Origin of the sequence: Sphingomonas sp. BK580 (assembly GCF_014194975.1) — a bacterium.
Taxonomy (GTDB): domain Bacteria; phylum Pseudomonadota; class Alphaproteobacteria; order Sphingomonadales; family Sphingomonadaceae; genus Sphingomonas.
Map to the genome: position 1 here is coordinate 50,760 of NZ_JACIAY010000006.1, position 23,058 is coordinate 73,817.

The following is a 23,058-nucleotide window of genomic DNA, read 5'->3' on the forward strand; positions in this document are numbered from 1 at the left end:
CGCGATCAGTTCCTGCCGGTGGCCCGCCATGATCATCGAATGTCCCGAATGTCGCGCGCGCTATCAGGTGCCGGACGGCACGGTCGGCGCGACCGGCCGCACCGTGCGCTGCGCCAACTGCCGCCACAGCTGGTACCAGGAGCCACAGGACGAACCTCTCGGCGAGGACGTCGAGGAAGCGGAGGAGGCACCGGCGATCGATACCGCCGCGGCGGACGCTTACCCCTCGGCGCCGGAACCGGGGCCAGGTCCCGCGGCGCGGGCACCTGAGCCGATGGCGACGACGCCGGCCGCCGCGTCCGCCCCGCCCCCGCTGATCGCGCCCGCCCTGGTCGAGGCCGATCCCGAGCCTTCCGCGGTCGCCGCCGGCTACGACGCCTTCGCACATCGCCCGCCGTTCCGCCCCGAGCGCAACACCGCGCGGATGCGCACGATCGCCAGTCTCGCCGCCGGGCTGCTCATGCTCGCCGCGGTGGCGGTGATCCTGTGGACCACCGCACCCGGTCTGGCGCAGCAGGTCGGCCTCTCGATCGGACCCGCCGAGCTGCCGCTGCGCATCGTCGATCACCCGATCGAGCGCCGCAAGATGGCCAACGGCTCGGAACTGTTCGCGGTCAGCGGGCAGATCACCAACCCGTCGCCGACGCGCCAGCGCGTCCCCGATATCCGCGCCGATCTGCGCGACGCGCAGGGCAAGATCGTGTTCAGCTGGACGATCACGCCGCAGCAGCGCACCCTGCTGCCCAACGGCGCGCTCGACTTCAACTCGGCGCAGGTCGACGTCCCCGCCACGTCGAAGCGGCTCGATCTCAGCTTCGTCGGCGAGGAAAGCTGAGCCTGGCGACGAAAGCGTGTTGCCAGCCCCCCGGGGCTTTGCTAGGGGCCCGCTCCTGCCAGCCGCCGGGCACCCCCCGGCGGACATCACGTGCGGTCGTGGCGGAATTGGTAGACGCGCAACGTTGAGGTCGTTGTGTCCGAAAGGACGTGGAAGTTCGAGTCTTCTCGACCGCACCACCTTCCCGCCTAGGCGCGGGAGCCGCGGGCCGGCCGGCCTGCCGGGTTTGTCCCAGGAGGGAACAGCCCGTCCTCGGCGCCGAGCGCCGTGCACGCGCGTTACCGTCTCCGCATGACCTGTACCGCGTATCTGCAGGCGATCGGCACCGCGACGCCGACGCACGACATCCACACCGCCTTTGTCGACTGGGCGCGCGACCGCCTGCCGGAGCGGCCCGCGCGGCTGTTCGAGCGCATGGCCGCGCGCGCCGGGATCGCGCACCGCTGGTCGGTGCTGCCCGAGAGCGTCGGTTCGCCGGTCGCGGGCGGGGGCTTCTACGCCGCCGAGCCGCTGCCCGGGACCGGCGCGCGCATGGCGCTGTACGCCGCGGCGGCCCCGACGCTCGCGCTCGCCGCGGTCGGCGCGCTGGCCGAGCAGGTCGGGCTCGACGGCATCACGCATCTCGTCGTGGCGAGCTGCACCGGCTTCGTCGCGCCGGGGGTCGACCAGATCATCGCGCGGCGGCTCGGGCTGGCGGCGACGGTGGAACGGACGCTGATCGGCTTCATGGGCTGCTACGCCGCGGTGGTGGCGCTGCGCACCGCGCGCCATATCGTCCGCTCCGAGCCGACGGCGCGCGTGCTGGTGGTGTCGGTGGAGTTGTCGACGCTCCACCTCCAGAAGAGCGCCGAGCTGGAGCCGCTGCTCGCCATGCTCCAGTTCGGCGACGGCGCCGCCGCCGCGCTGGTCACCGGCGCACCGGGCGGACTCGCGCTCGAGCGGCCGTTCAGCGTCGCGCTGGAGGGATCGGACTCGCTGATCCGCTGGGACATCACCGACCGCGGCTTCGCGATGCATCTCTCGGGCGAAGTGCCCGGACGCCTCGGCGGCGCGCTGCGCGACACCGCGCTGGTCGAGTCGCTCACCGGCGGCGCGGCGGTGGACCGCTGGGCGGTGCACGCCGGCGGACGCTCGATCCTCGACTCGGTCGAGCAGGCATTGGCGCTGCCGCCCGAGGCGCTCGCCGACTCGCGCGCGGTGCTGCGCGACTGCGGCAACATGTCCTCGGCGACGTTGCTCTTCGTGCTGGCGCGCGTGCTCCGCGACGCGCCGGTGCGGCACGGCGTGGCGCTCGCCTTCGGGCCGGGCATGGCGGCGGAGGGGATCGCCTTCCGCAGCGCCCCGTGAGCGCGTCCCCGCTCGGCGAGCGGCGGATCGCGGACGAGCTGATGGACGCCGACGACCTCGCGCCCGACACCTATGCCGCGGTGGTGGCCGATCTCGCCCGGGTCAACGTCGTGACGCTCGCCGCCCGCCCGACGCTCGCTTTCCTGCGCCGCACCTGCCGGCCGGGCGGACGCTACCGGCTGCTCGACGTCGGCTACGGCGACGGCGACATGCTGCGGCGGATCGCGCGCTGGGGTGAGCGCCGCGGCGTCGCCTTCGACCTCGTCGGCGTCGACCAGAATGAGCGCAGCCGCGCCGCGGCATCGGCACACAGCCCGGCGGAGCTCAGGGTCGACTGGCGCGTCGGCGACTATCGCGCGCTCGGCGACGAGCCGTGGGACCTGGTGATCTCGAGCCTGGTCGCGCACCATATGACGCGCGACGAGCTGGTCGCCTTCCTCGCCTGGATGGAGCGGCACGCGCGCGTCGGCTGGCTGGTCAACGATCTCCACCGCCACGCTGTCGCCTACCGCGCCTGGCCGCTGCTGGCGCGCGGCTTCGGTTGGCACCCGATCGTGCGACACGACGGCCATGTCTCGATCGCGCGCAGCTACCGACCCGACGAGTGGCCCCCGCTGCTCGCCGCCGCGGGCGTGCGCGACGCGCGCGTCTACCGTGCCTTCCCGTTCCGGCTGTGCGTCGAGCGCCGCTGATCCTCGGCGGCGGGCCGGCGGGCGCCGCCGCGGCGATCACGCTCGCACAGGGCGGCACGCGCGCGCTGGTGATCGAGCGCACGCGCGAGACCGGCGACGCCCTGTGCGGCGGCTTTCTCAGCTGGCGCACGCTGGCGGCGGTGGAGCGGCTCGGGGTCGACCCGGACGCGCTCGGGGCGGCGGTGGTGCGGCGCGTGCGGCTGTTCGCCGCGGGGCGCGTGGTCGAGGCGCCGCTGCCCGCGCCGGCGCGCGGCGTCTCGCGTCACCGGCTCGACTCGCTGCTGCTCGCGCGCGCGGTGGCGGCGGGCGCGGCGGTGGAGCGCGGCGTCGCGGCGCGCGCCATCGAAGAGCGCGCCGTGCGCACCGCCGACGGCGCGCTGCTGGCGGGCGACGCGCTGTTCCTCGCCAGCGGGAAGCATGACGTGCGCGGCAGGACGCGGCCGGCGCCCGGCGCAGATCCGGCGCTCGGCCTGCGCACGCGCCGCGCCGACACGCCGGCGCTGGCGCGGCTGGTCGGCGACGCGGTCGAACTCCACCTGTTCCGCGGCGGCTATGCCGGGGTGGTGCGGCAGGAGGACGGCAGCACCAACATCTGCCTCGCGCTGCGGCGCTCGCGGCTGAGCGCGGCGGGAACGCCTGCGCGCCTGCTCGAGACGCTCGCGGCGGAGGCGCCGGCGCTGGGCGAGCGGCTCGGGGACATGACGGACAGTGCGATCGAGGCGGTCGCCAACGTGCCTTACGGGTGGCGCGCGAGGGCGGGCGAGACCGGCCTGTTCCGGCTCGGCGATCAGGCCGCGGTGATCCCGTCGCTCGCCGGCGAGGGCATGGGTATCGCGCTGGCGAGCGGCATGAGTGCGGCGCAGGCGTGGCGCGACGGCGGCGCGGGGGCGGCAGCATCGTGGCAGGCGCGTTTCGCTCGCCGCGCGGGCCCACCGCTGGCGGTCGCGGGAGCGGTGCGCGCGCTGGCGGAGCATCCGGTGCTCGCCGCGCCGCTGCTGGCGCCGCTCGCCCGCGCCGGGATGCTCGAGTGGCTGGCGCGCTGGACCCGCATCGGAGGGAGTTAATCCTCTGGCTCGTCCTCCCGCCCCGGCGCGAGCCCAGGGTCACAGCGCGCCGCCTCCTCGGCGCTGGGCTCCCGCGTGCGCAGGAATAAGGGACCGTCGCGCGCACGCGGACGCCCGCTGAGCGCGGCGCCGAACAAAGCCCCTTGATCGCCGCGGCGAGTTAATCGCGCGCCAATCCGCTTGTTAAGCCTGGCTCAAGCCACTATCCGCCAGGGCCGACGCCATGGCCCGCGCCCCCTCCCGCACCTCCCGCTCGCGCCCGGCGCGCTCCCCGTGGCGGCGACGGCTCAGCGTCGCGCTCAAGACGCTGCTGGCGCTCGCCGTGCTGGCGGTCGGCGCGCTCGTGGTAGCGGTGTATATCGCGCGCTCGCAGCTGCCGAGCTTCGAGTCGCTCAAGTCCTCGCCCAACGGCCAGATGGTGCGGGTCCACGCCGCCGACGGTAGCGTATTGGTCTCGCTCGGGCCGAGCTACGGCCAGTGGCTGAGCTACGACCATATTCCAGCGGTGATGACCGACGCGACGATCGCGGTGGAGGACCGCCGCTTCCGCAGCCATCTCGGCGTCGACCCGATCGGGATCGTCCGCTCGGTCGGGGTGCGCTACGAGCGCGGCCACTGGGTGCAGGGCGGCTCGACCATCACGCAGCAGCTCGCGCGCACGGTCTTTCTCAACAACCAAAAGAAGTTCGGCCGCAAGTTCCGCGAGGCGATCCTGGCGCTCGCGCTCGAGCGCAAGTTCAGCAAGGACCAGATCCTCGAGCTGTACCTCAACAAGGTCTATTACGGCGGCGGCGCCTACGGGATCGACGCCGCCAGTCGCAAGTTCTTCGGCCATGGCGCGAGCCAGCTGAGCCTGACCGAGGCGGCGGTGATCGCCGGGCTGGTCAAGGCGCCGTCCAACTACTCCCCCACCGCGGACGCCGAGGCCGCGGTCGGGCGCGCCGGGGTGGTGATCCAGCAGATGGTGCGCAACGGCTTCATCACGTCGAGCCAGGCCGCCGCCGCCGACCCCAACGACGTCCGCCTCGCTCCCGCGCCGCGGCAGAACAGCGTCCGCTATTTCACCGACTGGGCGCTGCCGCAGCTCGAGCTGCTGATCGACGAGACCGAGAAGCCGCTGGAGGTGTGGACCACGCTCGACCCGGCGATGCAGCGCGCCGCCGACGACGCGGTGCGCGCCAACGCCCCCGCGGGCGCGCAGGGCGCGCTGGTCGCGCTCGACCGCGACGGCTCGGTGCGCGCAATGGTGGGCGGCACCGACTATGTCACCTCCAACTACAACCGCGCCACCAAGGCGCAGCGCCAGCCCGGCTCGGCGTTCAAGCTGTTCGTCTATCTGTCCGCGCTCGAGGCCGGGCGCACGCCCGAGGATCGCGAAGTCGACGAGCCGGTGACGATCGACGGCTGGAGCCCGCGCAACGACTCGCGCCGCTTCTCGGGCGAGGTCACGCTGCGCACCGCCTTCGCCTTCTCGCTCAACACGATCGCGGCCAAGCTCGGCTATGCGGTCGGCTTCCAGACGGTGGCGGACATGGCGCGGCGCTTCGGCATCACCACCGCGGTCAACACGCATCCCTCGATGGTGCTCGGCACCTCGGAGGTGCGCGTGATCGACATGACGCGCGCCTTCGCCAGCGTCGGCAACAAGGGCGTGGCGGTGACACCGTTCGGGATCACGCGGGTGACCGCCGAGGGCGAGGAGATCTACCGCCACGAGGTCGACCGCAGCCACGTGCTGGTCGCGCCCAACGTCGCGGCGCAGATGATCGACCTGCTCCAGACCACGGTCAACACCGGCACCGGCCGTGCCGCGCAGATCGGCCGTCCCGTGGCGGGCAAGACCGGCACCACCACCAGCAGCAAGGACGGCTGGTTCCTCGGCTTCTCCTCCGGGCTGACCACCGGCGTGTGGATGGGGCGCGACGACGCCAAGCCGGTCGGCGGGCTGCACGGCGGCACCGCGCCGGCGCGCGCCTTCGCGCAGTTCATGCGCCAGGCGGTGGCCAATCGCCCGATCGAGCAGTTCGACACGCAGGTGACGCTGCCCGAGGCGCAGCTCGAGCCCGACGCCGAGAGCTACTATGGCGCGCCCGACAACAGCAGCTTCGTCGGCGACGACGGCGTCGCGATCGATCCCGGCGCGGCGGCCGAGCCGCAGGCACCGGTGTTCGGCCCGGAGCGGCCCGTGGTGCAGCCGGTGCCGCGCGCGCGCGACGACGATGCCACGCCCGACGACGGCGCGGACCCGCGCGACGCCCCGCCGCAGGCGCCGGCGCAGCGGCTCGATCAGGACTGGCTCGATCGGGTCACCGGCCGGCCTCAGCGCGAGCAGGGGCGCGACCGGGCCGCGCCGCGGGGTCAGCCGCCGCGCGCACCTTCCGGTGACACGTCGGGCGACCGCCCGTACCAGTGAAGCGCGGCGCCGTTGGCGCGTAGCCAGGCGCGCTCGGGCGCGGGGTCGCGGCCGTAGAGCTCGGCCACCAGGGCATGGAAGCGCGGCGAGTGATCCATGTGGACGCGGTGCGCGACCTCGTGCGCCGCGGTGGCGCGGCGCACCGCGCGCGGCGCCATCACGAGCCGCCAGCTGTAGCGGATCGCGCCGTGGTGCGCGCAGCTGCCCCAGCGCCCGCGCGGGTCGCCCACGCTCACCGCGCTGACCGTCACGCCGGCGAGCGCGGCGTAATGCGCGGTATCCTCCTCGAGCAGCGCCAGCGCCGTGCGCCGCAGCCACGCCGCGACGCGTCGCTCGACCATCTCCGCCGGCCCGCCGAGAACGAGCAGGTCTCCCTCGACCCGCGGCAGGCGCGCCGCGCCGGCGCGCCACGCGATCGTCAGCGCCGCGTCGTCGACCTCCAGCGTCGCGCCTGGGACGAACGGGCGCGGCCGCGGCAGCAGCGCGCGCTGCGCGTCGAGCCAGGCGCGCTGCCCGGCCGCCCAGGCCAGCGCCTTGGCGGCGGAGGCGCGCGGCGGCAGCGTCAGCCGCACGCGCCCGCTGGTCGGATCGAACGAGAGCTTCGTCCGCCGCGCGCGCGGGTTGCGGACCAGCTCGATCGAGTCCGCCGGGATCGTCGCGCCGGTCACCGCCGGATCACAGCTCCCGGTCGACGATATGATGTTCGAGGTCGCCCGCGTCGTCCTCGCTGATCGTCCAGCCGCGCACCGACTCGCCGGCGCGGTGCACCGCCTCGCGGTCGCCGCTGACCAGATAATGCCAGTCGGGCAGCGGCTCGCCGTTGGCGCGCAGGCGATAGGCGCAGGTGGAGGGCAGCCAGTCGATCGAGTCGACGTTGCTCGTCGTCAGCCGCACGCACTCGCTCACATAGGCGCGGCGGTGGCGATAGTTGGAACATTGCCCGCTGCGGCGGTCGAGCAGGCGGCAGGCGACGTTGGTGGCGACCAGCTCGCCGGTCTCCTCGTCCTCCAGCTTGTGCAGGCAGCATTTGCCGCAGCCGTCACACAGTGCCTCCCACTGCGCGCGGTCGAGCCGGTCGAGCGGCACGTCCTCCCAGAAGCGACCCGTCAGTGCGCCCATCGCGTCACCTCGTCGGCGATCGCCTGCGGCGGCCCCTCGGGCAGCAGCGCCAGCGGCTTGCCCTGCGGGTCGAACAGGTAGATCTGGCGGCTGTGGTCCATCAGATAGCCGTCGGCGTTGCCCTTGCCGCGCGCGTAATAGATGCCGAACGTCTTGGCCGCGGCGGCGATCTGCTGCGGCGTGCCGGTCAGCCCGACCAGTCGCGGGTGGAAGGCCGAGACGAAGCGCTTCAGCGCCGCGGGCGTGTCGCGCGCAGGGTCGACCGTGACGAAGATCGGCGTGATCCGCGCCGCCAGCGCCGGATCGCTCTTCTCGACCAGCCGCAGCCCCGCCGCGACGTTCTGCACGTCGGTGGGGCAGACGTCGGGGCAGAAGGTGTAGCCGAAATAGACGATGCGGTACTGGCCGGCGAAGTCGCGATCGGTCCGCGCGCGCCCGTCCTGGTCGGTCAGCGCGAAGGCGCCGCCGATGCGCGCGCCGGCGAGCGGCGGGGCGGCGGCCGGCTCGCTCGAGCAGCCCGCGACCGTTCCGGCCAGCCCGAGCGCGAGCGCGGCGGCGAGGTGACGACGCATGTTCATGGTGGCGGCAGATGTGATGCGTTATAGCGCTGCCCGCAACCCTTTCCGCTCCGCCGACGCGAGACCGCCCGACCCATGATCCGCCGCCTGCTCCCCGCCGCCGCGCTGCTGCTCCCGCTCGGCACGCTCCCCCTCCCCGCCGCGGCGCAGCAGCAGTCGCAGAGCTACAAGTTCCTCGAGGCGATCCGCAAAGGTGACGGTAACGCGGTGATCGCGACGCTCGACCAGCCCGGCCAGACGATCATCAACACGCGCGACGTCACCACCGGCGAAGGCGCGCTCCACATCGTCGTCAAGCGCGGCGACTCGGCCTATCTGCGCTACCTGCTCGCCAAGGGCGCCGATCCCAACCTGCGCGATCGCGACGGCGAGACGCCGATGATGCTCGCGGTCCAGGCCGGTCAGCCCGAGATGGTGCAGATCCTCGCCACCGCCAAGGCCAATGCCAATCTCGCCGACGGTAGCGGCGAGACCCCGCTGATCCGCGCGGTGCAGCGCCGCGACCTCACCTTGGTGCGCGCGGTGCTGGCGGCGGGGGGCAACCCCGACCAGACCGACAATGTCGCGGGCATGTCGGCACGCGACTATGCCAAGCGCGACACGCGCTCGACCGCGATCGCCAAGGTGCTCGACGAGACGCCGACGAAGACCCAGCGCGCGGTCGCGGGCCCGCGGATGTGAGCGGCGGAGGCGCGACGTCGCGTCTCCGCTCAGAAGCCCTGCACCGCCTCGGGATCGTGCGCCGCGATCAGCCGGCGTGCGGCACGGCGCGCGAAGGCGAGCGTGCAGCGCTTGCGCACGTGCGCGGGCAACGGCTCGGTCCGCGCCTCGCGCACGATCGCGGCGTCGTAGCGGTCGGCGACGATCAGCCCGGTACGCTCGGGCAGGAAGGCGGCGCCGTCGATCGGCGCGGCGTCGAACCCCGCCGGCACCGCCCAGTAGAATCGGTCGCAGTGCGCGAGATAGTCCTGCCACTTGGCGTCGCCGAGCAGGTCGGCGCGCGACACCTTGATCTCGACGATCACCAGCTGTCCGCGCTGGTCGAGCGCCATCAGGTCGGCGCGGCGCCCGCCGTCGAGCGGCACCTCGGCGATCGCGGTGAGTTCGTGGCGTAGCAGCATCCGCGTGACGCCGCGCGCGACGTCGGCGGCACACATCGGGCCGGGTGAGTCGACGCAGGATTCGGGAGTGGTCAGCATCCGCTCCTGATAGAACATCCAGCGAACGCTGGCAAAGCCCCGACGTCCCGCCGGTCGCGCGCAAGTGGTTGAACGCAGGCGTCGTCTCGGGCATGGAAGGCGCGATGGTTCCCGTTCCGTTCGCCGCGCTCGCCTTCGCCGGGCACGACTGGTGCGCGCTGCCGCAGGGCGCGCTCTACTGGCCGGCGCGGCGCGCGCTGCTGGTGGCGGACCTGCACCTCGAGAAAGCGAGCTGGTACGCGCGCGGCGGGCAGATGCTGCCGCCCTATGACTCGATCGCGACGCTGACCGACCTGGCCGCGCTGGTCGACTCGCTCGCCCCCGCGGAACTATGGTGCCTGGGCGACAGCTTCCACGACGTCGAGGGCTGCGACCGGCTCCCCGCCGACGCGCGCGCGCTGCTCACCCGGCTCACCGGCGCGACGCGCTGGACGTGGATCACGGGCAATCACGACCGGATCTATGTCGATCGCTGCGGCGGCGCCGCGGTCGACGAGGCCTTGGTCGACGGCGTCGTGCTGCGCCACGAGGCCGTGCGCGGTGAGACTCGGCCCGAGCTGTCGGGCCATTTCCACCCCAAGCTCCGCGTGCGCGTGCGCGGCAAGCTGGTGGCGCGGCGCTGCTTCATCGCCGGCCCGCGCAAGCTGATCCTTCCCGCCTTCGGCGCGCTCACCGGCGGGCTGGACGCGACCCATCCCGAGATCGGCCGCGCCGCGGGCGGTCCCGCCGAGGCGCTGGTCGCGCTACCCGACCGGCTGCTCCGCTTCCCGCTCGCCGCCTGAGCGCAGCCGCGTCAGCAGCGCGGCCACCTCGTCATAGTCGCGCGCGATCGCGTCGACCCCGATCGCGCGCAGCCGCTCGGCATGGTCGGGCCCGCAGTGCGAGGCAGCGACCAGCCCGATGACATAGGCGCCGCTCGCCACCGCGCCGGTGGCGCCCACCGGCGAGTCCTCGATCACCGCGCAGCGCTCGATCGGCACGCCGAGCTGCGCCGCGCCGTGCCAGTAGAGATCGGGTGCCGGTTTGCCGCGGGCGACATGCTCCGCGCCCGAGTAGAGGTGGTCGCCGAACGCCTCGAGCAGCCCGAGGTGCTGGAGGTGCGTGCGGATCCAGCGGACCCGGCTCGACGACACCACCGCGCGCGGCAGGTCGGCGGGCAGCGAGCGCACGAAGGCCGCCGCTCCGGCCACCTCGGCGATCCCCTCGACCAGGCAGCGCTCGTCCTCGGCCTGGCGCGCGGCGCGGAAGTCGTCGGGAAGCGCCCGTCCGATCCAGCGCTCGACCGCGCCCGTGAAGTCGGTCCCGGACAGGCCCATGAACATCGCCATCGCCTGTTCCGGCGACGTCGGGTGGCCTGCCGCGGTGAGATAGTCGGCCAGGTGGCGATTGCCGCTCGCCTCGCTCTCGATCAGCACGCCGTCGAAGTCGAAGAGCAGCGCCTCGATGCGCGGCGCCGCGCTCATCGCCGCGCCCCGAACAGCGCCGAGCCGACGCGAACGTGGGTGGCGCCCAGAGTCACGGCAGTCTCGACGTCGTCGGACATGCCCATGCTCAGCCCGCTCAGGTCATGATCACGCGCCAGCTTGGCGCAGAGCGCGAAATAGGGCGCGGGTTCGCGCTCGGCGGGCGGGATGCACATCAGCCCGGCGACCGGCAGGCCGGCGTCGCGCGCCTGCCGCAGCAGCGCGGGCAGCTCCGCGATCGCGCAGCCGCCCTTCTGCGGCTCTGCCCCGATATTCACCTGGAGGAAGCACTCGGGTGCCCTCCCCTGCGCCGCGATCGCGCGCGCCAGCGCCTCGACCAGCGAGGGCCGGTCGACCGAGTGGATCGCCGCCGCCAGTGCCACCGCGTCCGCCGCCTTGTTCGACTGCAGCTGACCGATCAGGTGGAGCCGCGCGTCGGGATGCTCGTCGCGCAGCGCCGGCCATTTCGCCTGCGCCTCCTGGACGCGATTCTCACCGAAATGCCTCACCCCCGCGGCGAGCAGCGGGCGGATCGCCGCGGCGTCGTGCGTCTTCGAGACCGCGATCAGCGTCACGTCGGCGGGGTCACGCGTCGCCGTGCGCGCCGCGCGCGCGATGCGGTCGCGCACCGCAACGAGCCGCGCCTCGGCATCGCGGGAGAGGTCGTCCTGGATCATGCCCCGCGCTATAGGTGCCGCGATGCGCGCCCGCCACCCCGACCGCTGGCTGATGACCGACGAGCGCCAGGGTGAGGCGTTGTGGCGCGCGCTCGGCCGGCTGCCGCGCGGCGGCGGGATCGTCTTCCGTCACCACGCGACACCCCCCGCCGAGCGCGCGCGTCTGTTCGCGCGCGTAGCGGCGGTGGCCCGGCGCCGCGGCCTGATCCTGGTCCGCGCGGGCGCCACCCCGCTCCGCGGCGAGCGCGGCCGTCATGCGCGCCGCGGGCCCGGTCTGGTGACCTGGCCCGCACACTCGCGCCCGGAGGCGATCATGGCGGTGCGCGCGGGCGCGGCGCTGGTCTTCGTCTCGCCCGTGTTCGCGACCCGCTCGCATCCCGGCGCGCGGGCGCTCGGTCCGCTGCGCGCCGCCGCGATCGCGCGCGGGCTGCCGCTCGGGGCGATCGCGCTCGGCGGGGTGGACGAGCGCCGCTACCGCCACCGGCTGCGCGCGCTCGGTTTCGGCGGCTATGCCGCGATCGACGCGTGGGGCGCGGGCGACGGCTGAGCGCGCCTCAGCCGATATGCTCGGCGAAGAACGCGGCGGTGCGCTCGTCGGCCAGCTCGGCCGCGGCGTCCGAGCGGCGCTTCCCGAACTCAGTGGCGAACCCGTGATCCTCGCCGGCATAGTCATAGAGCGTGACGCGCGGGTGGTCGTCGAGCCCGTCGTGCATCGCCCGCTGCGTCGCCGCGTCGACGAAGCCGTCGGCGCCGGCGACATGGAGCAGCAGCGGGCGCGCGATGGCGTGCTTCTCGCCGAGCAGCCCGTCGATCCCCACCGCGTAATAGCCCACGCTGGCGTCGACGTCGGTGCGCGCCGCGGTCATATAGGCCAGCCGTCCGCCGAGGCAGTAGCCGACCGCGCCCACCTTCTTGCCGCTCTCGACGCGCGCGTAGCGGATCGCCGCCTCGATATCGCGCACGCCGCCGTCCTGATCGAACTGGCCCATCAGCGAGAGCGCGCGCTCCATCTCGGGCGCGGTATCGGGATCGAGCTCGATGCCCGGCGCGATCCGCCAGAACAGATCGGGCGCCACGGCGAGGTAGCCCGCCTCGGCCAGCGTGTCGCACTTGCGGCGGATGCCGGCGTTGATGCCGAAGATCTCCTGGATCACGACGATCGCCCCGCGCGGGGTACCGGCGGGGTCGGCGCGATAGACGGGCATCTCACCGCCGTCGAGCGCGGTGATGGTAGCGAGGGCGGTCATGGCGGCTCTCTCCTGGTACCCGCGCTGCTCCGCGGACGTTGCGGAGCATCGGCGATCACGGGCATAAGCCGGGCGACGCTATCGCGCCCGCCGGGCGCGCTCAAGGAGCCGCGGCGATGAAGGTGACGATCGAGCTCGACTGCACACCCGAAGAGGCGCGCCGGATGATGGGCCTCCCCGACCTCACTCCCTTGCACGACCTCTATCTGTCGCGCCTGCGCGAGGCGTTCGACGGCCGCATCGCTCCCGAGACGGTCACGGCGATGATGCGGAGCTGGACGCCGATGGGGGACGCCGGAATGGAGGTGTGGCGGCAGCTCTTCGCGTCCAACGGTGGCAAGTCGGGCTGAGTGGGCGCGGACACGATCTACGCGCTGTCGAGCGGTGCGCCGCCCGCGGCGATCGCCGTGATGCGCGTCAGCGGCGATGGCGCGATCCCGGCGGCGGAGGCGCTGGCGGGCCCACTCCCCCTGCCCCGCCGCGCCGGCCTGCGGACGCTGCGCGACGGCGCGGGTGCGCCGCTGGATCGCGCCTTGGTGCTCGTGTTCCCCGGTCCGAACAGCGCGACGGGGGAGGATCTCGTCGAGCTGCATCTTCACGGCGGTCGCGCCGTGGTGGCCGCGGTCGCCGGTGCACTCGCCGCGTGTCCGGGCCTGCGACCGGCCGAGCCCGGAGAATTCACCCGACGCGCGCTGACGAACGGTCGGATCGACCTCAGCCAGGCGGAAGGGTTGGCCGACCTGCTGGAGGCCGAGACCGAGACGCAGCGGCGCGCCGCCCTGGCAGCGAGCGAGGGCACGCTCGGCGACACGCTGGCGCGGTGGCTGGACACGCTGAGCGATGCGGCCGCGCTGATCGAGGCGACGATCGACTATGACGGGGAAGCCGACGTCGTCTCCGGTGCGAGCGACGCGTGGCGTGGCACCGTCGCGCGCCTGCGCGAGGAGATCGACGTCCTTCTCGCGCAGCCCACGGTGGAGCGCCTACGCGACGGCCTGCTCGTTGTCCTCGCCGGGCCGCCCAATGCCGGCAAGTCGTCGCTGTTCAACGCGCTGCTCGGCCGTGAGGCGGCGATCGTGACACCGATCGCGGGCACGACCCGCGACGTGATCGAGGCTCAGGTCGTCCGCGGCGGGATCCCCTACCGGCTCTGCGACACCGCCGGGTTGGCAGAGGCGACGAACGATGTCGTCGAGCGGATCGGAGTGGAGCGCGCGCGCGCGCTCACCGAGCGAGCCGACGTGATCCTGTGGCTCGGCGCGCCAGACGAAGCGCCCGATCGATCGATCCGCGTCGGCGCCAAGGCGGACCTCGGTATGCACCCCGCCTCCGATATCTCGGTGTCGGTGCTGCGGCCGGACACGGTCACGCTCCTGTGGGAGCGGCTCGCGCGCATCGGTGCGGACGCGCTGACGCTTACCTCGCCGATGGCGCTTCGCCAGACGCAACGCGCTGCCCTCGCGGACATCCGCGAGCATCTCGATGATTCGTGCTCCGAGGAAGATCTGATCATCAGCGCCGAGCATTTGCGCGTTGCGCGGCGCGGGTTGGGAGGTCTAGTTGGTCGAGACGCGACCGAGGCGATGCTGGACGCCCTGTTCGGACGCTTCTGCCTCGGCAAGTGAGTTGTTCCACGTGAAACACTACGATGTTGTGGTGATCGGCGGCGGTCACGCCGGAACTGAGGCGGCTGCCGCGTCGGCTCGCCGCGGCGCCTCGGTCCTGCTCCTGACGCAGCGAGCCGACCTGATCGGAGCCATGTCCTGCAATCCCTCGATCGGAGGGGTTGGCAAGGGGCATCTCGTCCGCGAGATCGACGCGCTCGACGGGCTCATGGCAGTCGCGGCGGACGCGGCGTCGATCCATCGCCGGATGCTCAATCGCTCGAAAGGGCTCGCTGTCCAGGGACCTCGCGTGCAGGCCGATCGACGGCGCTACCGCGACTCGATCCAGTCTCAGCTTCGAGAATATGCGTCGATCACGATCGTCGAAGATGAGGCGTTGGCGCTCGTCCTGAGCGGCGGTCGCGTCGCCGGGGTGCGAACCGACCGCGACACGTTCCTCACGTCCGCTGTAACGCTCGCCACAGGCACCTTCCTCGGTGGCCGGCTGTTCCGCGGTGCTGAGCGGCTCGACGGCGGTCGCATCGACGAGCGTCCGAGCCGGCACCTGAGTGAGCAACTGCGGTCACTTGCCCTCCCGATCGGGCGATTGAAGACGGGGACGCCTCCCCGGCTCGACGGCCGCACGATCGACTGGGCGCGGCTCGAGCGTCAGCCGTCGGACGAGGAGGCGTGGCGCATGTCGTTCCTTCTGCCCCCGACGGCGCCCCCACCCCAACTCGCTTGCGCGATCACGCGCACGGACGCGCGGGGACACGACATCATCCGCGCTGGCCTCGCCGAGTCTCCCCTGTTCGCCGGCGCGATCGAGGGCCACGGCCCGCGCTACTGCCCGTCGATCGAGGACAAAGTACACCGGTTCGGCGATCGCGATGGCCACCAGATCTTCTTGGAGCCCGAGGGCCTCGACGATCACCTCGTCTACCCCAACGGCATCTCCACCTCATTGTCGCGCGAGACCCAGGATCGCCTGATCGGCAGCATAGCGGGGCTCGAGCGCGCGCGGATCGCCACCTATGGCTATGCGGTCGAGTATGATTTCCTCGATCCGCGCTCGCTCGACCATCGCCTTGCGCTACATGTCCTTCCCGGCCTGTTCTGCGCCGGGCAGATCAACGGTAGCACGGGTTACGAGGAAGCGGCTGCGCAGGGGCTGATCGCGGGTTGTAACGCCGCCGCCCATGCGCTTTCGCTCGACCCGTTCGTCTGCGATCGCGCGACCGGCTATATGGGAGTCATGGTGGACGACCTCGTGCTGCAGGGCGTCAGCGAGCCCTACCGGATGCTCACCGCTCGCGCGGAGTATCGGCTGGCGCTGCGGGCCGACAATGCCGAGACTCGTCTCACCGGCATGGGCGTGGCAGGCGGCATCGTACGGGACGATCGGCGCGTCTCCTTCGAGAAGCGGCAGGAGATGCGCGAGCGGGCGCGAGCGGGCGATCTGCGCGACGTCGACCTGGACGTTCGCCGCGAGGTGGAGGAGGACGCGCGCTACGCACCGTATCTCGAGCGCCAGGCGCGAGAGGTGGCGCAGATGCGCGCCGATCGCGAAGTCGCCATTCCCCCGCTCGACGCACTGCCACGTATCCCCGGCCTCTCGACCGAGATGATCGAGCGGCTCACCCTGGCACGTCCGACGACGCTCGACGAGGCATCGCGGGTACGCGGCGTCACACCCGCGGCGCTCTCCGCCTTGTGGCTGCACGCGCGGAAATCGACGTGACGGAGGAAGAGGCACGTCTGTGGGTGGTCGAGCGTCACGGTAATGATGCGGCGGCGCGGTTGGATCGCCTCGGCGAGTTGGTGATCGCCGAGAATGAGCGGCAGAACCTGATCGCTCCCGCCACAGTCGAGCAGATCTGGTCGCGTCACCTGCTCGACTCCGCGCAGTTGCTCGACCTCGCGGGCCGCGGCGGCGAATGGCTCGACATCGGGACCGGCGCCGGTTTCCCCGGTATGGTGATCGCCGCGCTGAGCGACAGGCCGGTGACAATGGTCGAACCCCGCGCTCGCCGGGTGGACTTCCTCTCGGCGGCGGCGGCTGAGCTCGGCCTTCATAATGCCACGGTCGTGCGCGGACGGGTCGAGACGCTGCCACCGCGGCACTACGCCGTCATCTCCGCGCGCGCGGTCGCCTCCCTCGACGAACTGCTCAGGATGACGCGGCATCTTCGTGATCGCAGCACTCGCCTGGTCCTGCCACGAGGTCGCGGCGGCGCCGCCGAGATTGATCTCGCCAGGGCGGGCTGGCAGGGTATGTTCCACGTGGAACACAGCGTCACCGACCCTGCGTCACTCATCGTCATCGCCGACGGAGTATCTGCCTGATGTTCTGCATCGCTATCGCCAATCAGAAGGGCGGGGTCGGCAAGACCACCAGCGCGATCAACGTGGCGACCGCCCTTGCCGCTTCCGGCCATCGCGTATTGCTGATCGACCTCGACCCGCAGGGTAATGCATCCACCGGTCTAGGCATCGCACAGGCGCAGCGTGAGCGGTCGACCTATGACGTGCTGCTGGATGACGCCGGCCTCGCCGAGGCTGCCGTGCCGAGCGGTATCCCGCAGCTCGACGTCATCCCGGCGACGGTCGATCTCTCCGGCGCCGAGATCGAGCTGGTCGAGTCGAGCGACCGTACTCACCGACTGCGCCGCGCGATCGATCGGGCGGAACGCGCGTGGGACGTGGTGCTGATCGACTGCCCGCCCTCGCTCGGCCTGCTCACCATCAACGCCATGGTTGCCGCCGATGCGCTGCTCGTCCCGCTCCAGTGCGAGTTCTTCGCGCTCGAGGGACTCAGTCAACTCCTCAACACGGTCGAGCGGATCCGGTCACGCTTCAATCCGTCACTCTCCATCCTAGGCGTGGCGCTGACCATGTATGATCGCCGCAACCGGCTTACCGAGCAGGTCTCGGCCGACGTGCGCGCGGTGCTCGGCAAGGTCGTGTTCGAGACGGTGATCCCGCGCAACGTGCGCCTCTCCGAGGCGCCGAGCCATGGACTGCCGGCGCTGATCTACGATCACCGCTGCAGTGGATCCGAGGCTTATATGGCGCTGGCGCGCGAGCTGATCCAGCGTCTGCCGCGAGAGGAGAATGTTGCAGCATGAGCGATGCAGGAGCGCGGCGCGCGCGGGGTGGCCTCGGGCGCGGGCTGAACGCCCTACTCGGAGACGCCGCGCAGGACGAGCGCGACGCCGGCGAGGCGCCGGCGCGCGGTGCGGTGCGGATGATCCCGGTCTCGGCGATCGCGCCCCATCCGGAGCAGCCGCGACGCCATTTCGACGAGGCCGCGCTGGACGAGCTCGCCGCCTCCATCGCCGAGCGTGGGGTGATCCAGCCGATCATCGTCCGTCCGCACGGCCATGACTATCAGATCGTGGCGGGCGAGCGGCGCTGGCGCGCGGCGCAGCGCGCTCGGCTCCACGAGGTGCCCGTCGTCGTCCGCGAGTATAGCGACAGCGAGACGCTGCAGATCGCGCTGCTCGAGAACATCCAGCGGCAGGATCTCAACGCGATCGAGGAAGCGCGCGCCTATCAGCGGCTGATCGACGAGTTCGGCCATACGCAGGACGCGCTCGCGCGGGCCGTGCACAAGTCGCGGAGCCACGTCGCCAATCTGCTCCGACTGCTCGACCTGCCCGACGAGGTGCAGTCGCGCGTGGTCAGCGGTACGCTGACCATGGGTCACGCGCGGGCGATGGTGGGTGCCGACGATCCGGTCGCGCTCGCCGATCAGGTGGTCACCCAGGGTCTGTCGGTGCGCCAGACCGAGAAGCTCGCGAGCAGCGACAAGCGCGGTGCCGGCGCGACGCCGCGCGGCGGCGGCGGTGGTGCGCGCGCGATCGCTCCGGCGGGCGGAGGCAGCGCCGACATCGCCGCCTTGGAGAACCAGCTCGCCGACCTCCTCGGCCTCAACGTCCACATCGCCTTCAACGAGGATGGACGCGGCTCGATCACGCTCGACTACAGCTCGCTCGAGCAGCTCGACATGGTCTGCCAGCGGCTGAGCGGTGAGCGGATCTGACACTCCACGGCCGCGCGGGACGGCCAGGATTCGTGCCCGCGCGGGCGCGACGTCGTGTCAGGCCCGCGGCTGCCCCAGGCCGCGCGTGAGAGAATCGATCGCTCACGCGGCGGCGAGGTGACGCCGAGTGGCCCACCACCAGCACAGCTAGCGCTCGCTGCCGGGTGGCGGCGCGATGGCCTCCTGCTCGCGCTACCGAGACCGCCTCACGACGCCTCCCGCGATCCCGAGCGCGGGCTTCAGTCCGCTACCGCGCGACCCGCTGCGCCAGCCGCAGCAGGAACGTCTCCATGATCACGCGTCCGGCGGGGCCGGCGGCGATCACCTCGCGCTCGGTCCGCCGCGCTGCCGTGAGCGCGGCCGTCAGGGCGGGGAGCCGCCAGCGCCGCAACGCCGCCGCGGTGCTCGCCTCCTCGCGCCAGAAGACGCGATGGCGCTTCATCACCTGCTCGACCCCCTCACCCGAGTCGATCGCCGCGCGCATGTCGGCGAGCGACAGCAGACGCCGACCGAGCGCGCGGAGCAGCGGGATCGGCGAGCTGTCCGCCGCCGCCATCCGCCGCAAAGCGTCGAGGAGTGCGGGCACGTCGCCCCCCGTCGCGGCGAGCACCACCTCGCCGATATCGCCTTCCGCGATGTCGGCACCGACCGCGTCGAGCGCCTCGTCGTCGGCGTCCGCGGGACGATCGGGCGCCGCGTCGAGGTAGAGCGCCAGCTTCTCGACCTCACGCGCCATCACGGCGCGGTCTCCGTCGCTGGCGCGGACGAGGCGTTGCACCGCGGTGGGCGCGATCCGCAGCCCCTCGACCCGACCCAATTCCGCGACGACCGCGGCGGCGTCACGCGCGTTGGGCGGGTAGCAGGCGAACGCGAGCGCCCGGTCCGAGTCGATCGCCGCCTTGACCAGCTTGCCGGTCGCCTTGACCGTCGGCGCGATCACCACGACCGGGTTCCCCGCCTGCTCGAGGTCGAGGAGCGCGGCGACCGCCTCGAGCACCTCCTCGCCCGCGTTGGTGACGCGGATGTAGCGCGGGTCGCCGAACAGCGAGATCGCCGCCGCCTCGTCGCTGAGACGCGCCGGATCGCTACGCAGCGCCGCCCCGTCGAGATCGACGCGCTCGACGGCCTGCCCCAGCGCCCGCCCCAGGCGCGCGGCGTGCGCCTGCGCGGTCGCCTCGTCGGGGCCGTGGAGCAGGTACAGGCGGAGGTCGGCCGGTGGCCGGTCGAGCGCGGCGGTGAGCCGCGCCTCGGTCGCCTTCATGGTGGCGTCGGCTGCGTCCGCCGCGCGTAGAGCGCCAGCCGCGCCACGATCTGGTCCGCCACCGTCTCGGACAGCCGCTCGAGTGCGGTATTCTCGGCCGCGATCGTGGCATATTCCGAGCCGACCACGTCGATCCCCGCGTCCGACCCCGCGGTGGCGTCGACGACGACCGTGCCCTGCGCGGCGTCGATCAGCTGGTAGCGCGCGCGCAGCGTGCGCCGCTCGCGCGCGATCGAATCATCGGTCCGCGTGCCGAGGCCGACGATATCGTCGTCGAGCCGCACGGTGAGCCGGTATTTGGCGGCGCTGCCGCCCTGCCCCATCGCGCCGAGGCGGTCGCGCAACGCGTTGGCCATCAGCCAGCCCGACTTGCCCTGGATCGGCGCGACGTCGACGCTGCCGAGCGTCGCCGCCACCGGGCTGGAGGCGCCACCGGCGTAGAGCGGCTTGAGCCCGCAGCCCGCCAGCGCGAGCGCCAGCGGCGCGATCAGGCCGGAGAGGAAGAGGCCGGGCCGCGCGCGGGTCATGCGACGACGTTGACCAGCCGGTCGGGCACCACGATCACCTTGCGCGGCGCGCGCCCCTCGAGCAGGCGCGCCACCTTGTCGTTGGCGAGCGCGGCGGCCTCCACGTCCTCGCGGGCGAGCCCCTTGGGGAGCGTCAGCGTGTCGCGCAGCTTGCCGTTGACCTGGATCGCGACGGTGACCTCGTCCTCGACGAGGAGCGCGGCATCGACCGACGGCCAGGGCGCGTCGGCCACCAGCCCCTCACCGCCGAGCAGTGCCCAGGCTTCTTCCGCGATGTGCGGCACCATCGGCGCGACCAGCTGGACGAGCGTGCGCACCGCGCCATCGCGTGAGGCGGACGGCGCCGCTTTCTCGATCGCGTTGACCAGCTCGTACAGCTTGGCCACCGCCTTGTTGAACGACAGTGCCTCCACGTCGGCGGCGACTCCGGCGATCGTCTGGTGGAGCTTGCGGTCGAGCGCCGGCTCGGTGCCCTCGCCGGCCGCACCCTCGCCGAGCGCGTCGAACAGCCGCCACAGCCGCTGGACGAAGCGCCACGCGCCCTCGATACCGTTCTCGCTCCACTCCAGGTCGCGCTCGGGCGGGGAGTCGGAGAGCATGAACCAGCGCACCGCGTCTGCCCCGTACTGATCCACGATCGGCGCCGGATCGACCGTGTTCTTCTTCGACTTGGACATCTTCTCGACGCGGCCGACCGTCACCGGCGCGCCGGTGGCGAGCTCGACCCCGCCGCCGATCTCCTCGGGCGCGAGCCAGCGGCCGTCCGCGGCCTTGTAGGTCTCGTGCGTCACCATCCCCTGGGTGAACAGTCCGGTGAACGGCTCGGCCAGGTCGATCAGCCCGACGTGACGCAGCGCGCGCGTCCAGAAGCGCGCGTAGAGCAGGTGCAGGATCGCGTGCTCGACCCCGCCGATATACTGCCCCACCGGCAGCCAGCGCTCGGCCTGTTCGCGGTCGAACGGCCGATCCTCGGGCTGGCTCGCGAAGCGGATGAAATACCAGGACGAGTCCGCGAAGGTGTCGAGCGTGTCGGTGTCGCGCAGCGCAGCGCCGCCGCACTGCGGGCAGCTGACGTGCTTCCACGTCGGGTGGCGCTCGAGCGGGTTGCCCGGCACGTCGAAGCTGACATCCTCGGGCAGCGCCACCGGCAGCTGCTCGCGCGGCACCGCCACCTCGCCGCAGGCGTCGCAGTGGATGATCGGGATCGGCGTGCCCCAGTAGCGTTGGCGGCTGACGCCCCAGTCGCGCAGGCGGTAGACGGTGGAGCCCTGCCCCCAGCCCTCGCGCTCGGCGCGCTCGATCACGACTCGCTTGGCCTCCTCCACGGCGAGGCCGTCGAGGAAGTGCGAGTTCACCAAGGTACCCGGGCCGGTGTAGGCCTCGCCGCCGTCGAACGCGGGATCGGTGCGCTCGCCGTCGGCGACGACGCGGCGGATCGGCAGCGCATATTTGCTGGCGAACTCGAAGTCGCGCTGGTCGTGCGCGGGTACGCCGAACACCGCGCCCGTGCCGTATTCCATCAGCACGAAGTTGGCGATGTACACCGGCAGGTGCCCCGCGCCGAGCGGATGCGCCGCGGTGAGCCCGGTGTCGTAGCCGAGCTTCTCCTGCGTCTCGAGCTCGGCGGCGGTGGTGCCGCCCTGCTTGCAGCGTTCGATGAAGGCGGCGGCGGCGGGATCACGCGCGGCGAGCGCCTGTGCGATCGGATGATCGGCCGCGACCGCGACGAAGCTGGCGCCGAAGATCGTGTCCGGCCGCGTGGTGAAGACCTCGACGCTGTCGCCGTCGCTCAGCGCGAAGCGGAACTGCAGCCCCTGGCTCTTCCCGATCCAGTTCTCCTGCATCAGCCGCACCTTGTCGGGCCAATGCTCGAGCGAGCCGAGGCCTTCGAGCAGCTCGTCGGCGAAGCGCGTGATGCGCAGGAACCATTGCGACAGCTTGCGCTTCTCGACCAGCGCACCCGAGCGCCAGCCGCGGCCGTCGATCACCTGCTCGTTGGCGAGGACGGTCATGTCGACCGGGTCCCAGTTGACCGCCGACTCCTTGCGGAAGACCAGACCGGCGAGGTAGAAGTCGAGGAACAGCGACTGCTCGTGGCCGTAGTAGCTCGGGTCGCAGGTAGCGAGCTCGCGCGACCAGTCGAGCGCGAAGCCGAGCCGCTTGAGCTGCGCCTTCATCGCCGCGATGTTCTGGCGGGTCCACTCGCCGGGATGGACCTTCTTCTCCATCGCGGCATTCTCGGCGGGCATGCCGAACGCGTCCCACCCCATCGGGTGGAGCACCTCATGTCCGGTCATCCGCCGGAAGCGCGCGAGCACGTCGCCCATCGTGTAGTTGCGCACGTGCCCCATGTGGATCTTCCCCGAGGGATAGGGGAACATCTCGAGCACGTAGCTGCGCGGCTTGGGGCTGTCGTCCCGCGCCGCGAAGGTCTGCGACTCGTCCCACACCTGCTGCCAGTGCGTGTCGGCCTTGAGCGCGTTGAAGCGTGACGCCATCCTGGGTCGGTGCCTCAGCCGGTGATCGCGCCGCGGCGCAGGTCGCGCGCGCGGGTGAGGATGATGTCCTCGAGCTTCTGCGTCGTCGCGGCCTCGACCGGCGCGGCGATCCACTGGCCGCCGCGGCTGATCTCGCGCAGCGCGGCGACGCGGACGGCGTCGGCGCGCAGGTCCTGGTCGAGGATCGAGACGGTCACCTTCATCCGCTCGGTCGGCACCTGCGGGTTGACGTACCAGTCGGTGACGATGACCCCGCCGTTGGAATCGGTCTGCAGCAGCGGCATGAAGCTGAGCGTGTCGAGCGACGCGCGCCACAGGTAGCTGTTGACGCCGATCGTGGTGACCTTGGAGGCCGCGAGGTCACCCTCGGGGCGCGCCGCCTTGCCGCCGCAGGCGGACAAAGCGAGGGCGGCGAACAGGCCAACCGCGAGGCGCGAGGGGCGGAGCATCGGCAAGGTCCTTCAGGGCAGCAACGGGTATCCGGTCCGC

The 23,058-nt window shown here is 72.4% G+C and carries 25 protein-coding genes and 1 tRNA gene; 15 read left to right on the plus strand and 11 right to left on the minus strand.

Annotated elements, in window-relative coordinates; all coding sequences use genetic code 11:
- The first annotated feature begins 28 nt into the window (after positions 1 to 28).
- The 6 genes from FHY05_RS12125 (at position 29) to FHY05_RS12150 (ending at position 6,351) form a co-directional block, all read left to right on the plus strand.
- On the plus strand, positions 29 to 835 hold the full coding sequence (locus FHY05_RS12125; protein WP_183944660.1) for a zinc-ribbon domain-containing protein: 807 nt from the start codon (positions 29 to 31) through the stop codon (positions 833 to 835).
- A gap of 92 nt (positions 836 to 927) precedes the next feature.
- Positions 928 to 1,014 (plus strand) — tRNA-Leu (locus tag FHY05_RS12130).
- A 112-nt stretch (positions 1,015 to 1,126) separates the two neighbouring features.
- The gene (locus tag FHY05_RS12135) at positions 1,127 to 2,182 is read left to right on the plus strand and encodes a type III polyketide synthase (RefSeq protein WP_183944661.1); all 1,056 of its coding nucleotides are present in this window, start codon (positions 1,127 to 1,129) and stop codon (positions 2,180 to 2,182) included.
- Between the two features lie 41 nt (positions 2,183 to 2,223).
- Entirely contained in the window at positions 2,224 to 2,874 is a 651-nt protein-coding gene (locus tag FHY05_RS12140) for a methyltransferase domain-containing protein (RefSeq protein WP_183944919.1), read from the plus strand.
- Positions 2,856 to 3,938 carry an FAD-dependent monooxygenase gene (locus tag FHY05_RS12145; RefSeq protein WP_183944662.1) on the plus strand — a complete coding sequence of 361 codons (1,083 nt, stop codon included), beginning with the start codon at positions 2,856 to 2,858 and terminating at the stop codon, positions 3,936 to 3,938. Before FHY05_RS12140 ends, FHY05_RS12145 begins: the two co-directional genes overlap by 19 nt.
- Positions 3,939 to 4,161: 223 nt before the next feature.
- A complete protein-coding gene (locus FHY05_RS12150; protein ID WP_183944663.1) occupies positions 4,162 to 6,351 on the plus strand; it encodes a transglycosylase domain-containing protein in 2,190 nt (729 codons plus the stop codon).
- Here the strand turns inward: FHY05_RS12150 and FHY05_RS12155 are convergent.
- The 3 genes from FHY05_RS12155 to FHY05_RS12165 are packed head-to-tail and all read right to left on the minus strand — an operon-like array spanning position 6,297 to position 8,048.
- Positions 6,297 to 7,019 (minus strand): YgjP-like metallopeptidase domain-containing protein, encoded by a 723-nt coding sequence (locus FHY05_RS12155; protein WP_311732466.1) that lies wholly within the window; start codon positions 7,017 to 7,019, stop codon positions 6,297 to 6,299. The genes FHY05_RS12150 and FHY05_RS12155 overlap by 55 nt on opposite strands.
- Before the next feature lie 7 nt (positions 7,020 to 7,026).
- Positions 7,027 to 7,470 carry a YcgN family cysteine cluster protein gene (locus FHY05_RS12160; protein ID WP_183944664.1) on the minus strand — a complete coding sequence of 148 codons (444 nt, stop codon included), beginning with the start codon at positions 7,468 to 7,470 and terminating at the stop codon, positions 7,027 to 7,029.
- Positions 7,458 to 8,048 carry an SCO family protein gene (locus FHY05_RS12165; RefSeq protein ID WP_183944665.1) on the minus strand — a complete coding sequence of 197 codons (591 nt, stop codon included), beginning with the start codon at positions 8,046 to 8,048 and terminating at the stop codon, positions 7,458 to 7,460. Before FHY05_RS12165 ends, FHY05_RS12160 begins: the two co-directional genes overlap by 13 nt.
- A gap of 75 nt (positions 8,049 to 8,123) precedes the next feature.
- On the opposite strand from FHY05_RS12165, the gene FHY05_RS12170 reads away from it, so the two are divergent.
- A complete protein-coding gene (locus FHY05_RS12170; protein WP_183944666.1) occupies positions 8,124 to 8,729 on the plus strand; it encodes an ankyrin repeat domain-containing protein in 606 nt (201 codons plus the stop codon).
- A gap of 29 nt (positions 8,730 to 8,758) precedes the next feature.
- Here the strand turns inward: FHY05_RS12170 and FHY05_RS12175 are convergent, their stop codons facing one another.
- Complete coding sequence (locus FHY05_RS12175; RefSeq protein WP_258048277.1) at positions 8,759 to 9,247, minus strand: MmcB family DNA repair protein; 489 nt, start codon at positions 9,245 to 9,247, stop codon at positions 8,759 to 8,761.
- A 104-nt stretch (positions 9,248 to 9,351) separates the two neighbouring features.
- On the opposite strand from FHY05_RS12175, the gene pdeM reads away from it, so the two are divergent.
- Complete coding sequence (gene pdeM / locus FHY05_RS12180) at positions 9,352 to 10,029, plus strand: ligase-associated DNA damage response endonuclease PdeM (protein WP_183944668.1); 678 nt, start codon at positions 9,352 to 9,354, stop codon at positions 10,027 to 10,029.
- On the opposite strand, the gene FHY05_RS12185 is transcribed toward pdeM, so the two are convergent.
- Entirely contained in the window at positions 9,991 to 10,710 is a 720-nt protein-coding gene (locus FHY05_RS12185; protein WP_183944669.1) for an HAD family phosphatase, read from the minus strand. The two genes, pdeM and FHY05_RS12185, sit on opposite strands and share 39 nt — an antisense overlap.
- Complete coding sequence (locus FHY05_RS12190; RefSeq protein WP_183944670.1) at positions 10,707 to 11,387, minus strand: YggS family pyridoxal phosphate-dependent enzyme; 681 nt, start codon at positions 11,385 to 11,387, stop codon at positions 10,707 to 10,709. The genes FHY05_RS12185 and FHY05_RS12190 overlap by 4 nt, the downstream gene beginning before the upstream one ends.
- Before the next feature lie 22 nt (positions 11,388 to 11,409).
- Between FHY05_RS12190 and FHY05_RS12195 the strand changes: the two genes are divergently transcribed.
- The gene (locus tag FHY05_RS12195; RefSeq protein ID WP_260181529.1) at positions 11,410 to 11,934 is read left to right on the plus strand and encodes a thiamine phosphate synthase; all 525 of its coding nucleotides are present in this window, start codon (positions 11,410 to 11,412) and stop codon (positions 11,932 to 11,934) included.
- A 7-nt stretch (positions 11,935 to 11,941) separates the two neighbouring features.
- Here the strand turns inward: FHY05_RS12195 and FHY05_RS12200 are convergent, their stop codons facing one another.
- Positions 11,942 to 12,634, minus strand: coding sequence for a dienelactone hydrolase family protein (locus tag FHY05_RS12200; RefSeq protein WP_183944671.1), 693 nt, complete (start codon positions 12,632 to 12,634; stop codon positions 11,942 to 11,944).
- Positions 12,635 to 12,750: 116 nt separating this feature from the next.
- Here FHY05_RS12200 and FHY05_RS12205 point away from each other — a divergent pair, with 116 nt between their 5' ends.
- The 6 genes from FHY05_RS12205 to FHY05_RS12230 are packed head-to-tail and all read left to right on the plus strand — an operon-like array spanning position 12,751 to position 18,283.
- Complete coding sequence (locus tag FHY05_RS12205) at positions 12,751 to 12,984, plus strand: DUF6489 family protein (RefSeq protein ID WP_183944672.1); 234 nt, start codon at positions 12,751 to 12,753, stop codon at positions 12,982 to 12,984.
- Between the two features lie 60 nt (positions 12,985 to 13,044).
- Entirely contained in the window at positions 13,045 to 14,259 is a 1,215-nt protein-coding gene (mnmE, locus tag FHY05_RS12210) for a tRNA uridine-5-carboxymethylaminomethyl(34) synthesis GTPase MnmE (protein WP_409321756.1), read from the plus strand.
- 10 nt (positions 14,260 to 14,269) lie between these two features.
- Positions 14,270 to 15,979, plus strand: a complete 1,710-nt coding sequence (mnmG, locus tag FHY05_RS12215; protein ID WP_311732467.1) for a tRNA uridine-5-carboxymethylaminomethyl(34) synthesis enzyme MnmG — start codon at positions 14,270 to 14,272, stop codon at positions 15,977 to 15,979.
- Positions 15,952 to 16,584, plus strand: a complete 633-nt coding sequence (gene rsmG / locus FHY05_RS12220) for a 16S rRNA (guanine(527)-N(7))-methyltransferase RsmG (RefSeq protein WP_409321737.1) — start codon at positions 15,952 to 15,954, stop codon at positions 16,582 to 16,584. The genes mnmG and rsmG overlap by 28 nt, the downstream gene beginning before the upstream one ends.
- Positions 16,584 to 17,366, plus strand: coding sequence for a ParA family protein (locus FHY05_RS12225; protein ID WP_221191167.1), 783 nt, complete (start codon positions 16,584 to 16,586; stop codon positions 17,364 to 17,366). The genes rsmG and FHY05_RS12225 overlap by 1 nt, the downstream gene beginning before the upstream one ends.
- On the plus strand, positions 17,363 to 18,283 hold the full coding sequence (locus FHY05_RS12230) for a ParB/RepB/Spo0J family partition protein (protein WP_183944676.1): 921 nt from the start codon (positions 17,363 to 17,365) through the stop codon (positions 18,281 to 18,283). The genes FHY05_RS12225 and FHY05_RS12230 overlap by 4 nt, the downstream gene beginning before the upstream one ends.
- 247 nt (positions 18,284 to 18,530) lie before the next feature.
- Here the strand turns inward: FHY05_RS12230 and holA are convergent, their stop codons facing one another.
- The 4 genes from holA to FHY05_RS12250 are packed head-to-tail and all read right to left on the minus strand — an operon-like array spanning position 18,531 to position 23,018.
- Positions 18,531 to 19,544 carry a DNA polymerase III subunit delta gene (holA, locus tag FHY05_RS12235; RefSeq protein ID WP_183944677.1) on the minus strand — a complete coding sequence of 338 codons (1,014 nt, stop codon included), beginning with the start codon at positions 19,542 to 19,544 and terminating at the stop codon, positions 18,531 to 18,533.
- Positions 19,541 to 20,071 carry an LPS assembly lipoprotein LptE gene (gene lptE, locus FHY05_RS12240; protein ID WP_183944678.1) on the minus strand — a complete coding sequence of 177 codons (531 nt, stop codon included), beginning with the start codon at positions 20,069 to 20,071 and terminating at the stop codon, positions 19,541 to 19,543. Before lptE ends, holA begins: the two co-directional genes overlap by 4 nt.
- Positions 20,068 to 22,569, minus strand: a complete 2,502-nt coding sequence (gene leuS / locus FHY05_RS12245) for a leucine--tRNA ligase (RefSeq protein WP_183944679.1) — start codon at positions 22,567 to 22,569, stop codon at positions 20,068 to 20,070. The genes lptE and leuS overlap by 4 nt, the downstream gene beginning before the upstream one ends.
- 14 nt (positions 22,570 to 22,583) lie before the next feature.
- On the minus strand, positions 22,584 to 23,018 hold the full coding sequence (locus FHY05_RS12250; protein WP_183922552.1) for a DUF3576 domain-containing protein: 435 nt from the start codon (positions 23,016 to 23,018) through the stop codon (positions 22,584 to 22,586).
- Between the last annotated feature and the right edge of the window lie 40 nt (positions 23,019 to 23,058).

What these genes read in the sequence shown, in the direction of transcription:
- FHY05_RS12125 (WP_183944660.1), top strand. Translation starts at nt 29, where the DNA reads ATGATCATCGAATGTCCCGAATGTCGCGCGCGCTATCAGGTGCCGGAC.
- FHY05_RS12135 (WP_183944661.1), top strand. Translation starts at nt 1,127, where the DNA reads ATGACCTGTACCGCGTATCTGCAGGCGATCGGCACCGCGACGCCGACG.
- FHY05_RS12140 (WP_183944919.1), top strand. Translation starts at nt 2,224, where the DNA reads ATGGACGCCGACGACCTCGCGCCCGACACCTATGCCGCGGTGGTGGCC.
- FHY05_RS12150 (WP_183944663.1), top strand. Translation starts at nt 4,162, where the DNA reads ATGGCCCGCGCCCCCTCCCGCACCTCCCGCTCGCGCCCGGCGCGCTCC.
- FHY05_RS12160 (WP_183944664.1), bottom strand. Translation starts at nt 7,470, where the DNA reads ATGGGCGCACTGACGGGTCGCTTCTGGGAGGACGTGCCGCTCGACCGG.
- FHY05_RS12165 (WP_183944665.1), bottom strand. Translation starts at nt 8,048, where the DNA reads ATGAACATGCGTCGTCACCTCGCCGCCGCGCTCGCGCTCGGGCTGGCC.
- FHY05_RS12170 (WP_183944666.1), top strand. Translation starts at nt 8,124, where the DNA reads ATGATCCGCCGCCTGCTCCCCGCCGCCGCGCTGCTGCTCCCGCTCGGC.
- FHY05_RS12175 (WP_258048277.1), bottom strand. Translation starts at nt 9,247, where the DNA reads ATGCTGACCACTCCCGAATCCTGCGTCGACTCACCCGGCCCGATGTGT.
- pdeM (WP_183944668.1), top strand. Translation starts at nt 9,352, where the DNA reads ATGGTTCCCGTTCCGTTCGCCGCGCTCGCCTTCGCCGGGCACGACTGG.
- FHY05_RS12185 (WP_183944669.1), bottom strand. Translation starts at nt 10,710, where the DNA reads ATGAGCGCGGCGCCGCGCATCGAGGCGCTGCTCTTCGACTTCGACGGC.
- FHY05_RS12190 (WP_183944670.1), bottom strand. Translation starts at nt 11,387, where the DNA reads ATGATCCAGGACGACCTCTCCCGCGATGCCGAGGCGCGGCTCGTTGCG.
- FHY05_RS12195 (WP_260181529.1), top strand. Translation starts at nt 11,410, where the DNA reads ATGCGCGCCCGCCACCCCGACCGCTGGCTGATGACCGACGAGCGCCAG.
- FHY05_RS12200 (WP_183944671.1), bottom strand. Translation starts at nt 12,634, where the DNA reads ATGACCGCCCTCGCTACCATCACCGCGCTCGACGGCGGTGAGATGCCC.
- FHY05_RS12205 (WP_183944672.1), top strand. Translation starts at nt 12,751, where the DNA reads ATGAAGGTGACGATCGAGCTCGACTGCACACCCGAAGAGGCGCGCCGG.
- mnmE (WP_409321756.1), top strand. Translation starts at nt 13,045, where the DNA reads ATGCGCGTCAGCGGCGATGGCGCGATCCCGGCGGCGGAGGCGCTGGCG.
- FHY05_RS12225 (WP_221191167.1), top strand. Translation starts at nt 16,584, where the DNA reads ATGTTCTGCATCGCTATCGCCAATCAGAAGGGCGGGGTCGGCAAGACC.
- FHY05_RS12230 (WP_183944676.1), top strand. Translation starts at nt 17,363, where the DNA reads ATGAGCGATGCAGGAGCGCGGCGCGCGCGGGGTGGCCTCGGGCGCGGG.
- holA (WP_183944677.1), bottom strand. Translation starts at nt 19,544, where the DNA reads ATGAAGGCGACCGAGGCGCGGCTCACCGCCGCGCTCGACCGGCCACCG.
- lptE (WP_183944678.1), bottom strand. Translation starts at nt 20,071, where the DNA reads ATGACCCGCGCGCGGCCCGGCCTCTTCCTCTCCGGCCTGATCGCGCCG.
- leuS (WP_183944679.1), bottom strand. Translation starts at nt 22,569, where the DNA reads ATGGCGTCACGCTTCAACGCGCTCAAGGCCGACACGCACTGGCAGCAG.
- FHY05_RS12250 (WP_183922552.1), bottom strand. Translation starts at nt 23,018, where the DNA reads ATGCTCCGCCCCTCGCGCCTCGCGGTTGGCCTGTTCGCCGCCCTCGCT.